The 13,341-nt window shown below is 57.9% G+C and carries 12 protein-coding genes; 2 read left to right on the forward strand and 10 right to left on the reverse strand.

Features of this window, described 5'->3' with window-relative positions; genetic code table 11:
- Positions 1–69 precede the first annotated feature (69 nt).
- Complete coding sequence (locus H6815_08335) at positions 70–1,224, forward strand: cystathionine gamma-synthase (GenBank protein ID MCB9860448.1); 1,155 nt, start codon at positions 70–72, stop codon at positions 1,222–1,224.
- Here H6815_08335 and nth read toward each other — a convergent pair whose 3' ends face one another.
- Positions 1,225–1,935 (reverse strand): endonuclease III, encoded by a 711-nt coding sequence (nth, locus tag H6815_08340; protein MCB9860449.1) that lies wholly within the window; start codon positions 1,933–1,935, stop codon positions 1,225–1,227.
- 44 nt (positions 1,936–1,979) lie between these two features.
- On the reverse strand, positions 1,980–2,594 hold the full coding sequence (locus tag H6815_08345; protein MCB9860450.1) for a hypothetical protein: 615 nt from the start codon (positions 2,592–2,594) through the stop codon (positions 1,980–1,982).
- 156 nt (positions 2,595–2,750) lie between these two features.
- Between H6815_08345 and der the strand changes: the two genes are divergently transcribed.
- On the forward strand, positions 2,751–4,298 hold the full coding sequence (gene der, locus H6815_08350) for a ribosome biogenesis GTPase Der (protein MCB9860451.1): 1,548 nt from the start codon (positions 2,751–2,753) through the stop codon (positions 4,296–4,298).
- Between the two features lie 3 nt (positions 4,299–4,301).
- On the opposite strand, the gene H6815_08355 is transcribed toward der, so the two are convergent.
- Genes H6815_08355 through H6815_08390 form a run of 8 tightly spaced genes read right to left on the reverse strand, consistent with a single transcriptional unit; the run spans position 4,302 to position 13,257 of the window.
- Positions 4,302–5,132 (reverse strand): hypothetical protein, encoded by an 831-nt coding sequence (locus H6815_08355; GenBank protein MCB9860452.1) that lies wholly within the window; start codon positions 5,130–5,132, stop codon positions 4,302–4,304.
- Complete coding sequence (locus tag H6815_08360) at positions 5,129–6,982, reverse strand: BatD family protein (protein MCB9860453.1); 1,854 nt, start codon at positions 6,980–6,982, stop codon at positions 5,129–5,131. Before H6815_08360 ends, H6815_08355 begins: the two co-directional genes overlap by 4 nt.
- Positions 6,983–7,022: 40 nt before the next feature.
- Entirely contained in the window at positions 7,023–8,210 is a 1,188-nt protein-coding gene (locus H6815_08365) for a hypothetical protein (GenBank protein MCB9860454.1), read from the reverse strand.
- Complete coding sequence (locus tag H6815_08370; GenBank protein ID MCB9860455.1) at positions 8,207–9,199, reverse strand: VWA domain-containing protein; 993 nt, start codon at positions 9,197–9,199, stop codon at positions 8,207–8,209. The genes H6815_08365 and H6815_08370 overlap by 4 nt, the downstream gene beginning before the upstream one ends.
- On the reverse strand, positions 9,196–10,341 hold the full coding sequence (locus tag H6815_08375; protein MCB9860456.1) for a VWA domain-containing protein: 1,146 nt from the start codon (positions 10,339–10,341) through the stop codon (positions 9,196–9,198). Before H6815_08375 ends, H6815_08370 begins: the two co-directional genes overlap by 4 nt.
- A complete protein-coding gene (locus tag H6815_08380; protein ID MCB9860457.1) occupies positions 10,338–11,327 on the reverse strand; it encodes a hypothetical protein in 990 nt (329 codons plus the stop codon). The genes H6815_08375 and H6815_08380 overlap by 4 nt, the downstream gene beginning before the upstream one ends.
- A complete protein-coding gene (locus H6815_08385; protein MCB9860458.1) occupies positions 11,324–12,268 on the reverse strand; it encodes a DUF58 domain-containing protein in 945 nt (314 codons plus the stop codon). The genes H6815_08380 and H6815_08385 overlap by 4 nt, the downstream gene beginning before the upstream one ends.
- The gene (locus H6815_08390; GenBank protein MCB9860459.1) at positions 12,265–13,257 is read right to left on the reverse strand and encodes an AAA family ATPase; all 993 of its coding nucleotides are present in this window, start codon (positions 13,255–13,257) and stop codon (positions 12,265–12,267) included. Before H6815_08390 ends, H6815_08385 begins: the two co-directional genes overlap by 4 nt.
- Positions 13,258–13,341 lie beyond the last annotated feature (84 nt).

The following is a 13,341-nucleotide window of genomic DNA, read 5'->3' on the forward strand; positions in this document are numbered from 1 at the left end:
CACCGGCTGAGCGGGGCACCTATCCTCTGGCTCAATCGAACATTGAACATCCAACCCAAGGGATTTGATATGGCTTCTGATGACCACCGCTTCGCGACACGCTGCATCCACGCCGGCCAGCAGCCGGACCCGACCACGGGTGCGGTGATGACACCCATCTACCAGACATCGACGTACGTGCAGGCATCGCCCGGCGTGATCAAGGACGATTATGACTACTCCCGTTCGGCAAATCCGACGCGGAAAGCGCTCGAGCGCAACCTGGCAAGCCTCGAGGGCGCACGCCACGGCTTGTGCTTCGCGTCGGGGTGTGCAGCGATGGACGCGGTGCTGCATCTGCTTGTGCCGGGCGATCACATTATCATGAGCGACGACGTGTACGGCGGCACGAACCGTTTGTTCAATCGCCAGTTCAGCAAGCACGGGATCGAGGTGTCCCTTGTCGACTTTACCGATCTCGACGCGGTCGATGATGCGGTGCGCAAGGAGACGAAACTGATCTGGCTGGAAACGCCGTCCAATCCGATGCTGAAAGTGATCGATATCGCAGCGGTCTCGGCGATCGGTGACAAGGTCCGCGCGATCACGTGCGTGGATAACACGTTCGCATCGCCGATGCTCCAGACGCCGTTGTCACTCGGCGCGACGCTGGTGTGCCATTCATGCACGAAATACATCGGCGGGCACTCCGATGTCGTTGGCGGTGCGCTGATCACAAACGATGACGAGTTGTTTGTCAGGCTGAAGTTCGTGCAGAACTCGGTCGGTGCTGTGCCCGGGCCTATGGACTGTTTCCTGTTGTTGCGCTCGACCAAGACCCTGCACGTGCGCATGCAGCGCCATTGCGAGAACGCGATGCGAATTGCAAAGCATCTGGAGCAGCACCCTGCGATCGATCGTGTGATCTACCCGGGGCTCCCATCACATCCGCAGCACGAGATCGCCAAGAAGCAGATGTGCGGCTTCGGCGGCATGATCACCGTCTATCTGAACGGTGACATAGCAAAGGCTCGCACCATGCTCGAACGCGTGAAGCTGTTCGCACTTGCAGAGAGCCTTGGTGGCGCAGAATCACTGATCGAGCACCCCGCGATCATGACGCACGCCTCGGTGCCCGAAGAGCAGCGGGCAACACTCGGCATCACGGACAGTCTTGTGCGCCTCAGTGTTGGTATCGAGGATGTTGAGGATCTGATCGAGGATCTCGACCGCTCGCTCGCCTGATCAGGTTGCGGCGTGTCCGGGGCATCGCACGCCGAACTTTTTGCACACTGGATGCTCGCACGTCTTTGTGCGCGCGGTGCACGCGCGTCTGCCATGGAACACCAGAAGATGCGAAAGCTCACCCCACGCATCGCGGGGGAAGAGTGCCATGAGCTTGCGCTCGATTTTCGGGATAGGTGTGCCCGGTTCGACAAGTCCGAGACGTTCACTCAAGCGCGCAACGTGTGTATCAACGACAACGCCCATGTTGATGCCGAACCCGTTGGAGAGCACGACGTTCGCGGTCTTTCTTGCCACGCCACGTAGGCGGAGCAGGTCTTCCATCGTGCCCGGAACCTTGCCGTCGTACTCGTTGACCAGCATGGTCATGGACTCGTGGACCGCCTTTGCCTTGTTGCGAAAGAGACCGAGTGTTTTGATGTACGGCTCAATCTTTTTCGGTGTTGATGCGGCGTAGTCCTTTGGTGTCGGGAAAGCAGCGAACAGCGCGGGGGTTGCTTTGTTCACATTCGCGTCGGTGCATTGAGCTGAGAGCATTGTTGCGATGAGCAACTCGTAGATATTTGAGAAGTTCAGCTCGCAATGCGCGTCGGGATAGTGCTTGCGGAGCATGCGAAGGACAGCGAGCGCACGCTTTTTCTCTTCAGCACTCACCTCGGGCATCGGTGGCAGGTCAGAAGCTAGCTTCTTTGGCGCTGCCTTTACTGGCATCTTCTTCGCAGACTTCTTTCTGATTGTTTTCTTCTGTGTTGCAGTCATGTGCTGTGCTGGTTTGATGGTTGTGTGGTGCGTCGCGTGACATCGTTTAGTGCGGCAAGTAATGTGATGAGAAGCGCAACAAGCAGGCTGCCCAGAATCTTTGTTGAGACCGGGTGCATGCTCGCAAACTTCTCCTGGAAAGGTGTTGCCAGTTCCATCTCGCCAGCCTTGGCGTGCGCGAGGAACTGCACCCAGTTGCTTGACATACTGGGGGAGATGAAAAAGAGATGCACGCCGAAGAGCATCATCACGATCGTCAAAGGGATGGACCTTATCATGCCGCTCGTGACGCGATGGTTCCAGGGCTCGACTGCCCGTGTGACAATCAGGACGATCATGCCCGCACATGCAAGAGCTGCGCAGATCAACTGCACAATGTCGGCTGAGAAAAAGATCTTCTGGGCTGGAATGCCCGCGGTAATGCGCCAGTGTTCGCCCGTGTACTTGGCAAAGGTGTAGAGCTCTGGGTCGAGTGCTTTGACCGTCGGGAAGATGATGGCAGCAGCGGTCGCTGCGAGCAGGAGCGCGCCGATCCAGATGCCAAGCCCCATGATGTGGATGGTCTCAGCAAGACGCTGAAGACGTGAGAGTTGAGTTGCGCCGGGTGCCATCACGCATGGTAGTTCGACGAGTGTGCGGGGTTGTGAGCACGGTTTGCAGACTTGCAAGTGGTCCGAATCCGAGGAAAACTCCGGCAAAGTGCGTCCGTGTCTGGCTGGCAGGGTGTGGAAACATTGGCTTTTTCGATAGGCCCGTTACGATCCTGCATGCCTGTCCCACGTATCGCGATTGTTGGAAGACCCAATGCTGGCAAGAGCAGCCTGCTGAACATGCTTGCTGGCCAGAAGGTGTCGATTGTCGACCCCGTGCCGGGCATCACGCGCGATCGCGTCTCCGTGCTGGTTGAACTCGAAGCGCCGTACAACGATGGCCCGAGGAAGACGGTTGAACTGCTCGATACGGGCGGGTTCGGTGTGTACACAGCCGAGGGCAGGCAGATCGATGATGCTGGGCACGATCTTGCCGGGTTGACAGGTGAAATCGAGTCGCAGATCGCAGAAGCCGTGTCATCCGCTGATCTGATTCTGTTCTGCATCGATTGTCAGGCGGGGATCACGCCCGCCGATCTTGAGATTGCAAAGCTCTTGCGCGAGCAGCGTCTCGGGTCGCGCCGGCGCGACGAGGACGAGCAGGCACGTGTCAAGCGGGACAAGGCAGGGCTTGTCCCGGTGCGCATCATCGCGACCAAGTGTGACGGTCAGCAGTGGGAGCCGCACGCCTACGAGCTTGCCGCGCTCGGATTCGACGAGCCGATCGCGTGCAGCGCAAAGAACAACTACTTCCGGCGTGAACTCATCGACACGCTCTGGGAACTGATGCCCGAGACATCGCTTGAGGACATGGAGCCCGAGGCTGATCTCAAGATCGCGCTCATCGGCAAGCGAAACGCGGGCAAGAGCACATTGATCAACACGCTCGCGGGTGAGCCGCGGGTGATCGTGTCCGAGATTCCCGGCACAACGCGCGACGCGGTCGATGTACGTTTCCAGTTCGGCGACAAGTCCGTCCTCGCGATTGATACCGCTGGACTCCGCAGGAAGAAGTCGATGGACGAGCGCGTCGAATGGTTCGCGTTCGACCGCGCCCAGCGCGCGATCGAGCGAGCCGACGTGATCCTCATGCTGATCGATGGCACCGAGAGAATTTCGCAGGTGGACGAGCAGCTTGCGATGCTCGTGCAGAAGGCGATGAAGCCGTGCGTTGTTGTCGTCAACAAGTGGGACATGATCGAGGGGCAGCGCAACGCCAAGGGCAAGAAGGTTTCGCCGGAAGACTTCGAGGAGTATCTCCGCAAGGAACTCAAGGGGTTGAGCTACGCGCCGATCGCGATGATGAGCGGGAAGTCCGGGCTGAACGTGCGCGAGGTGATCGATCTCGCGTTCGATCTGCAGGAGCAGGCAAACACGCGCGTGGGCACGGGCGAGCTCAACAGGATTATCACGGAGATCGTCGATGCGCACGGGCCCGCGAGCAAACTGGGCACGTTCGCGAAGGTGTACTACGTGACGCAGGCAGAGGTGAACCCGCCGACGATTGTGATGGTTGTCAACAGGCCGAAGCTGTTCACGCCGAACTACGAGCGATACATGCTCAACCGTCTGCGCGAGGCATTGCCGTACGCAGAGGTGCCGATCAGGATTGTCGTGCGAGGTCGTTCGCAGCGCAAGGGTGACGAGGATGTCGCGGTCGAGGCTCTGCCCGCAGCGGACGAACTGAACCTGCTGCCAGCAGAAGACTATTTCGACGACGATTGAGTCTTATGCGTCAAAGTCGATGCGTTTGAGCGTGCGCGTGGGCACCCAGCCCGTTGTGCCATCGTCGATGTGGATCTTTGTCCAGTTGTTGCGTGTCTCGATAGCTGAGACCTCAACCCCCGGCGTGAGTTCTGTGCTGAATGCCGGCGCGTACACGCCGTCAGCCGGTCCCTGCAATGCCTGTGTCGCTGCGACGACAACCGCGTCGTGCTGGTTCGATACGACGTAGCTTTCTGCGGCAAGCAGTCCGGTGCAGATGATCGCAATCGTTGCAAGTGCGCCGATTGTGCTGTTGCCGATCTTTGACTTCCATCCGAGCCTAGCAGCATTTGCGATCCACAGCCAGAGCCAGCATCCGATCGCGAGACTGCGCACGATCCATCGCGGCACAACATTCCGCCATGATCCGATGGACGACACGATCGCGCTCGATGCTGACGTTGGCAGCGTGACATTCACCTGCGATCGCGCGTGCTCGAGCGCGTCTCTAACGCGCTGCGAATCGGGGGAGAGTCGTTCTGCTCTGCGATAGCTAACCATCGCATCGCCGGTATCTCCGATGAGCATCTGCGCGTTTCCGAGATTGACGTACAGGTCCGCGTTGTGAATGCCTGAGTCTGCGATGTGGGCGTACATGGCAGCCGCCGCCTCGAACTGTGCCCGCGCGCTCGATATGTTTGTGTCCTGAAGTGCGAGCCCACGATCGAACGCTTCGTTCGCGTGCGCGAGCAGCGTCTCATTGTCGGGCAGGTCAGTTTGTGCTATCGCGGTTGATACACCAATCAAAGTGATGAGGACGCACACAATAATCAGATGGAGCTTTGCGATTGTCATGCTGCAACTCCTGTCCTTGTCGTTGCGTGTTTCAGCGCGTTTGCATGCAGATCGTCGAGCATCGTGCGGAGCTGGTTTGATGCAACTGCAGGCTTTGACTTGTGATCGCCAGCATCCGACGAGCGTGCAGATTCGTCATCAGCGACGATTGATGACAGTGTTTCAGCGTGGTCGCATTGCTCCGATTGGATCGCAGCAAAGCAGTCGCCAGCAGTGAGTGAGTGCGTTGGTATACCCGTCATGCAGCTGACGTATGAGCGCACTGCGTCAGCGTGCTTACCGGAGCGTGCGAGTGATGCTGCTTTGGCGTGAGCCTTGTGGAGCAGCACACGGTGCGGGTTGCGCCTGCGGAGAAGTACGACGGTTGCAACAGCACACGCGGAGAGAACGGGCGGTCCTGCAACAACCATCGCGACGGTTGGCTTTGCAAAGGACGACCATGCAAACGGAAGGACCGCGGGTGTTGTGTGCAGAAGTGCTCGCTCGTCGTACACGTTTGCGCCAAGGGCGACGCGGCTTGATGTCAGTTCCTGCTTCTCAACGGATGGCGCGGGCTTTGCAGGAGCGTTTTCTACTGGTACCGGCTGATGACGCACTGCATCGTCGAGTGTGACAATTGCGCTCTCCTCGACTGTTATCGGGATCGGTTGCGTTCGTGCAACACGATACTGCCCCGAGTCAATATCAAAGTACGGCAGTTCGATCGATGGAACTTCGCTGACATCAGCGTTTGCTGCACGAATAGTCGTCGTATAGATGCGCACACCCGTGGGGTTCTCGTATGCCTCTTCCCAGCCCTCGGGTGAGAGCTTGAAATCCTGTGCGAAGCGGGTGTTCAACTCGAGTGCTGGTGCGATGCGACGTGGCATGGGTTCATCGCCCCGAACTCGAAGTGTCAGCGCGATGGGGTCGCCGACATGAACGCTGATCTGATCGATTTCTGCTTCCATCGTGTATCTGCCAACAAGCCCGGCGTAGTTTGCTGGCTTGCCCTCATCTGGCAGATCACGAACGTTCAGCGCAAGCGAGTTTGAAGCGATTGTGACAAATCGATCATTCCCAAAGAAACCACCCTCGTTCACAATCAGTGATGCGGTGACAGGTCCGATGGTGTGCGTACCAGCGGATTCTGCGAGCACGACAATCGGCATGCGCAGCGCGAAGAACGCCCGATTGTCGTGAATGACCTGCTCCGCTTCGAGCGTGATGCGTTCGCCATTGAAGAGTACCTGAATCGTTCCTGCGCCGCGGTTCTGGGGGAGTGGCTTTGGTGTGAGGGCTGCGGTGGTGTAGTCGCCGTCCGGTCCCATCATCACAAACGCTGGTGTTCGATTAGAACTGATCTGTTTGTTCCTGTCGAGCACAACATACCACGTCAGTGTCATCGGTACACGCTGGCCCACGATGGCTGATGTTGTATCCGTCTCAAGCACAAGCTGGTAATCAGGATCTGCTTGGGGCATCGACACCTGCAGTGGGAAGGATGGCGTGTCGTGTTTTTCTCCCGCGACGATGAACGCAAGTGATGGAATCTGATACTCGCCGGGCTTGAGCGGCGTAATCTGATATGAGTATCGCGTTGAGGTCGTCTCGGTCTGCTGCCGCTTTCCATTGATGATCTGGACGGATGACATGCGGCTGGTGCTCTCGCCGTTGTACTGGGTGATGAGTCCGTCGATCTCGGGAAGCATCGGCACGGTATCGGCTGTGCCGTTTTTTACCTCGACTGACAACGTAATCGACTGGCCAACGACAGGCTCCTGGGTCGTGATACGGACAGCAACATCTACATCCTGCGCGTTTGCGATCTGTGGTAGCACACACCCGAGCAGTGCCGCGCAAAGAGACATGAAGCATGAGATATGAGATGTACGCATGGTTCGCACTTCCTTACCAGTCCTTTTCCACTTTGGGTACGGGCACGATGTACGCGGGCGGCACCGACTGGGCCTTCTCGCGATCGCGTTCCTCTTTCTTCAGAAGATCCTGCGCGAGCTGATCGACGGGTGACTGCTGCTTCTGCTGCTCGTCTTCCTTGCCTTTTTCACCCTGTTGGTCCTTTTTCTGCTGTTCCTGATTGTCTTCGTTCTGCTCGCCCTTCTTGCCTTCCTGCTCTTGTTTCTGCTGTTGTTGCTGCATCTCTTGCTTCTGTTGATCCGCCGATTTCTGAGCGGCTTCTGAGGCGAGTTGCAGCAGCTTTGCAGCAACGGACTGCTCCTGTTGTGTTTCTTTCAGCTTTGATGGATCGGGCTGTTGCATCTCCTGCAGGTTCTCTTCGGCTTGCTCGCGTGGCTGCTCGCTCGCCTGTGTGAGACGCTCTGCATCCTCCATTGATTGCTTTGTCTCATCGCTCAGCTTGCTTGAGAGTTCCTGCATCTCTTTCAGGAGTTGCTCTGCCTGCTCGTTGATCTGCTGTTGCTGCTGCTCCATCTGGTCGACATCCTGCTGTGACTCAGCCTCTGATGCCTGCTCTGCGAGTTTCTGCTGCTGCTCGGTAAGGTCCTTGAGTTTGTCAGCGATCTCCTGCGATTGCGACTGCTGCTGCTGTTGTTGCTCCTGTTGTTTTTTTTGCTGCTCTTCCTGTTCCTTCTTCTGCTGTTCGAGGAAGTCGCGGAGCTTCTTGATCTTCAGTCGTGCGATCTCAAGATTGCGGGCAGCAGCCTTTTCCGCTTCCTTGTTCCGTGCCTGCTTTGCAGCATCAACAGCGAGCGAGAACGCGTGCTCGGCAAGCTCCGCCCGGCTGAGTGCCTGTTGCGGTTGATCGGCATCGATGAGCGCGCCGGCCTTGAAATGAGCAATCCCAAGATTCTGTCGTGCCTGTGCCTGCTGCAATGGAGAGGTGGCTGCAGCATCACACTCGGTAAATCGCTGTATCGCGCCGTCGAGCTGCTGGTCGTGCGCAAAGAGAACCCCCTCCTTGAATAGCTCACTGAACGGCTTGGTTTGTTTCGTGGTCTCGGTTTGAGCGCTGGTGCTCTCTGTTCCTGGTGGCTGGAGGTACTCACTCTGCTGCGCGATGGCAGCGGAGCACTTGCAGGCTACAACGCAAGCGATCAGATGGAGGTGTCGTGTCATCATGCCCGTACTCCAAATAGCACGTCAATCATCAGTGCGCCCAGCGCGATCGCGAGCAGCCACTGGAAGCCCTCGGTGTACGCAATGGTCTCTGTCGTGTCAGTCTTCTGCTTTTCTGCGGTGCGTATCAGGTCGGCGTAGATACTGTCGAGTTCGATGGTGCCTGTGCCAACATTGAGCATGACACCATCGCGCGATGCGAGCGCGACCTCGCGCAGGGATTCTGCATCAAGACTCGATCGTACCTGTGTGCCGGACGATTCCACACCGGGGATTACAGCATCTTGTCCGCCAAGACCGAATGCGATGATGCGCACGCCCGCTTCACCCGCGCGTGCAGCCGCCTGCACTGGGTAGCTCTCCTGATCGCCACCATCTGTAAACAGCAGAATATCGCGATTGCGTGACGAGTCGTCCGCGCCCTCGAAGACCTGATCGACGGTGCGTCTGATGGCATCGCCAATGAGTGTGCCGCCACGCCCCGCGCTGTCGGGGTTGAGCCCGTCGAGCGCGAGTTCGAAGAACGAATAGTCTGTTGTGAGCGGGCACACCACCGCAGTGTCACCAGCGAACGCGACAAGGGACACACGATCGCCATCGAGTGTCGCAACAAGATCCCGTATCCACAGCTTTGCGCGTTCGAGCCGATTGGGCGCAAGATCTTCTGCAAGCATGCTTCTGGAGACATCAACAAGAAATGCAAGATCGCGTCCAACACGATCAACGGTCACCTCTTCCGGATTCCATCGCGGGCGCGCAAGTCCAACAACGATTGCTGCGATCGAGAGGGGTAACAACGCCAGCAGAAGCATCGACGATCGCTTTGGGATGTGCGTGCGCAGTGTCTGCCATTCACTTTCGAGTGCGAAACGACGCATGAGTCGCTCGCGGCGTACAAACAGCCCGGCAAAGAGAACCAGCATCACAGCTGGAATTGTGAGCAGCCACAACATATCAGGATGCTGGAGATGAAAATCGTGGAGAAAGGTCATGCTGCCCTCCTGAACACAAGCCACGAGAGCAGTGATTGCACCACCAGCAGCACGCCGCCGGTCTGGGCAAAGACCATGAACTGCTCCTCCGCGTCGGCAGTCGAGAGTGTTTCGATCTTTGATTGTTCGAGCGCATTGATCTGCTCGTAGATATCCTCAAGACTCGATCCGTCGGTCGCGAGCCAGTATTTGCCATCGGTTATGTTTGCAGCCTGGCGGAGTGATTCCTCGTCCATGCTGCCGATGCGCATGCGCTGCTCGCCGAATGGTGTCTGGATCACCGCATAAGGGCTGCCGATACCGATTGCGTAAATACGAATTCCCCACTCTGCGCATTGCTTTGCGGCTGCAAGCAGTTCGATCGAGCCCGCGTTTGTTGCGCCGTCTGTCAGTAGCACTATCACCTTGCTCTTGATGACAAACTCGGGCTTCGCCTCAGTCTCACTTGCATTCTGTTCCTGTGCCTTTGTGAGCCTGCGTTCGTTGCGGGAGTTGAGCTCCTGCTCAGCTGCGCGCAGTCGGGCAGCAGCAAGCGCAACCGCGTCGCCGGTTGCGGTGCCGTCGAGCCCCTTTACGTCAACGGTCTCGGTTTGGCTGATGAGTTCGGCGAGTGTTTCGTGGTCATGCACGAGCGGGCACACCGTCTGCGCGTATCGTGCAAACGTGATCAGCCCGATCATGTCGTTGGGCCTGCCCTTCAGCTTGCCTCGCTGCCCATCGGCTTCGTCATCGCCGAGAATGAACTGATTGAGCAGATGCTTCACGACCTCGTATCGTGAAAACACGCGTTTGTTGTACTCCATCTGCTCGTTCATCGAGCCGGAGCGATCGACAACGAGTTGCATCGCGACACCTTCGGTGATTGAGCGTGTTCTGCCCGTGATCTCCTGCGGTCGTGCCAGTGCGATGACAATCGAGACAACACCCAGCGACATCAGCAGTGTCGGTATCCAGCGGAGTCGCACTTTCCATGAGACCGGAAGCGCAAGCGTGGTGTCGGTCATCGAAAATCGTGCTGCTGCGCGTGATCGCGAACGAAGGAAAGTTGTAATCATGGGAACAAGCGCGAGCGCAAGTAGCGCGAGTGCCCACGGCTGGGCAAACTGGTCAAACGACACAAACTGCTTGAGCCAACCGATCATCGCACGCCTCCGATCGGTTGGGAATGGAATGCTGCAGTACTGACAGGCGACACAACGATGTGCGAGAGTCTGCCCGCGCTCTCTTGTGTTGTATGCAGTGTGCTGCTGAGAAGTTCAGCCGATGGATACGCACCGCCAAATCGAACGGTATCCAGCGCTGCATAAGCCGATTCGAGCTGGTTCCGAGTCACTTCAAGGGACAGCGTGTTCGGCGTGAGTTCCAGCAATGTGCGGATCATGCCCGCAATCTCGTCAGCAATGGCGGAGCCATGAGCTTGTGGCTGGTGTATGGACTGCTGCAGAGCAGTTGCGCGTGCGAAGATCTCGTTGCATGCCTTGCGCCGGCGCTCGGCCTCGGTTGGCTTGCGTAGTCTTCGCGAGACAAAGTACGCGCCTCCAGCAAGCCCGGAGAGTGCGATGATTCCCACAGCGACAGGGAGCAGTCTGCTGCTCGTGGATTGTCTGGCATCCGCTGCGGGATCCTCGATGTAGTCTGTGACATCAAGATTGTCGAGTGAGAGTTCGGTATCCTGACCGAGATCGATCACAGAGTTCACGCGGATATCGAGAGCAGGCGCGGTTGCAACGATAGCATTGCCTTCCATCGGTCGCATCTCGATATCGATCGGCCCGATCGAGTAATCCCCCGGCAGGAACGGCACAAGTGTGTATGTCCAAGTGCGTCTGATCGTGTCTGCATCCACGATCGTCGGATCGTGCGCGATAACAGCTTCAACCCGGAACGGGTCAGTCGCTTCGGAGATGTCCGGTTGATCGATGCTTGCGCCAATCGGCGCATCGACCGAGAGTGTCAGTGCGACCTTGTCCGATGTCTCGATGGTGGCGCTATCCAGTGATGCCCGAATATGCAGATCGCCTTGCGATGCGGATGTAGTGACAGCGGGCGATGATGATGCTGGTTCCTGTTTCTCACAGCTGGTCAGCACGAGCAGCGCACAAGCAAAGATGGGGAGCAGTGTTCTCATTGCGCTGCTCCTGCTGACAATGGCGCGTTTGCCTGGATGCGGTGGAGCAGGTTCGCAAGTTGCAACCCAAGATTGTCGTCGGTACTGATAGATGCGTAGTTTGCGCCAGCCTGCATGATGGCGCGTTCGATCTTTCGTGCTCGCTGTGTGCTTCTTGTGCGGAACGCTTCTCGCACTCGCTTGTTTGATGAGTCGATCAGTGTTCGTTGTCCGGTTTCAGGATCGACCAGTTGCAATAGTCCCATCTTTGGAAGCGAGGATTCGGCTGGGTCGGTGATTCGAATCGCGACGAGCTCGTGTTTGCGCGCGAGCGGGCCAAGGGCCTGTGTCAGTTGTCTGTGCTCGGTGTTTTCCGGCACGAGGAAGTCTGAGATGATGAACATCAGCGAGCGTTTGCGGTGTGTGCGCCCGAGCTGCTGGGCAAGTGCGCGGACGTCGGTGGGGGTGTTGAGTTGCGGTGCGTGGACAAGCTCGTGGAGAATCTGCATGTAATGCGCTCGTCCCTTGCCCGATGCAATCGATTTGACAACATGATCCGCGAACAGCACGAGGCCTGTGCGGTCGTTGGCATCGTGTGAAATTGTTGCGATGGCAGCGGCGAGTTCTGTTATTGCTGCGGCTTTGGTTCGGATGGTCGAACCGAACAACGTGCTCGCGCTGACATCGACCGCGAGCGTGACTGTCAACTCACGTTCCTCGATGAACAGCTTGACGAATGGTGTTTGTGCGCGTGCGGTGACATTCCAGTCGATGGACCGCACATCGTCGCCGGGCGTGTACTCACGCAGGTCAGAAAACTCGATACCGCGTCCCTTGAACGCGCTGCGGTACGCGCCCGGTGCGAGCGCTTCGACGTGCTTGCGCACGCGCAGCTCAAGTCTTCGCACATGGTTCAGTGTGCTGGGGCTGAGCGTGACACGTTGTGATGCGGCTGGATTCATGGAACGGGAACGTGGTTGATCACCTGTGCGACAATCTGCTCTGCATCAATGCCCTCGGCGAGCGCCTGATAGCTCGGCGCCACACGATGCCTGAGCACATCCGGTGCCGCGGACTTGACATCGGTTGGTGTGACGTACGACCGGCCAGCGAGGAACGCGAGGGCCTTGGCAGCAAGCAACAGATTGATCGAAGCACGGGGCGATGCGCCGAAGTCGATCAAGTGCGCCGCTTCAACGCCAACAGAACGTGGATCGCGTGTTGCGCGAGTCAGATCGGTCGCGTATGCAGCGATGCGTGCATCAATGTTGACTGCGTCGACGAGTTTGCGTGCTGTGACGATCTCAGACACCTCAACAACTGGCTCGACGGGTTTCATTGGCGTGGTGTGCGCCATCTTCATTGCGATCTCCAGCTCCTCTTCGCGCGACGGATAGTCGACCTTGACCTTCAGCATGAATCGGTCGATCTGTGCTTCGGGGAGCCTGTATGTGCCCTCCTGCTCGACGGGGTTCATGGTGGCGAGCACGAGGAACGGATCGGGGAGTTTGTGCGATGTATCGCCGATTGTGACCTGGCGTTCCTGCATCGCTTCGAGTAGTGCGCTCTGCACCTTGGCAGGTGCGCGGTTGATCTCATCTGCGAGTACGATGTTTGCAAAGATCGGTCCCTTGCGCGTTGAGAACTCGTGGTCGCGCGGGTTGTAGATCAACGTGCCAACGAGATCGGCTGGGAGCAGGTCTGGTGTGAACTGCACGCGGCTGAATGTTGCGTGCAATGAACCGGCGAGAGCTGACACACTCAAGGTCTTGGCAAGCCCCGGCATGCCTTCCAGCAGCACGTGGCCGCCGGTCAGCAGGCCGACGAGCAGCCTTTGTGCAACGTGTGTCTGCCCGACAACCACGCTTGAGACCGATTCGAGTACGCGCTGATGGATGTGGGCGTGCTGCTCGATCAGTGTCGCGAGTTCGTCTCTGGTGTACGTTGTCATGCCATTTGCTCCAAAGTTTGGCAGATAGTTGGTGTGCGTGAAAGGGAACGCGATCGTGCCCCCTAGTACTCCTCCGGGATGCGC

It is taken from the genome of Phycisphaeraceae bacterium, from assembly GCA_020639155.1.
Lineage (GTDB): Bacteria > Planctomycetota > Phycisphaerae > Phycisphaerales > UBA1924 > JACKHF01.

Excerpts from the sequence above, each read along its gene's own strand:
- H6815_08335 (MCB9860448.1), top strand. The coding sequence starts at position 70 with ATGGCTTCTGATGACCACCGCTTCGCGACACGCTGCATCCACGCCGGC.
- nth (MCB9860449.1), bottom strand. The coding sequence starts at position 1,935 with ATGCCAGTAAAGGCAGCGCCAAAGAAGCTAGCTTCTGACCTGCCACCG.
- H6815_08345 (MCB9860450.1), bottom strand. The coding sequence starts at position 2,594 with ATGGCACCCGGCGCAACTCAACTCTCACGTCTTCAGCGTCTTGCTGAG.
- der (MCB9860451.1), top strand. The coding sequence starts at position 2,751 with ATGCCTGTCCCACGTATCGCGATTGTTGGAAGACCCAATGCTGGCAAG.
- H6815_08355 (MCB9860452.1), bottom strand. The coding sequence starts at position 5,132 with ATGACAATCGCAAAGCTCCATCTGATTATTGTGTGCGTCCTCATCACT.
- H6815_08360 (MCB9860453.1), bottom strand. The coding sequence starts at position 6,982 with ATGTCTCTTTGCGCGGCACTGCTCGGGTGTGTGCTACCACAGATCGCA.
- H6815_08365 (MCB9860454.1), bottom strand. The coding sequence starts at position 8,210 with ATGATGACACGACACCTCCATCTGATCGCTTGCGTTGTAGCCTGCAAG.
- H6815_08370 (MCB9860455.1), bottom strand. The coding sequence starts at position 9,199 with ATGACCTTTCTCCACGATTTTCATCTCCAGCATCCTGATATGTTGTGG.
- H6815_08375 (MCB9860456.1), bottom strand. The coding sequence starts at position 10,341 with ATGATCGGTTGGCTCAAGCAGTTTGTGTCGTTTGACCAGTTTGCCCAG.
- H6815_08380 (MCB9860457.1), bottom strand. The coding sequence starts at position 11,327 with ATGAGAACACTGCTCCCCATCTTTGCTTGTGCGCTGCTCGTGCTGACC.
- H6815_08385 (MCB9860458.1), bottom strand. The coding sequence starts at position 12,268 with ATGAATCCAGCCGCATCACAACGTGTCACGCTCAGCCCCAGCACACTG.
- H6815_08390 (MCB9860459.1), bottom strand. The coding sequence starts at position 13,257 with ATGACAACGTACACCAGAGACGAACTCGCGACACTGATCGAGCAGCAC.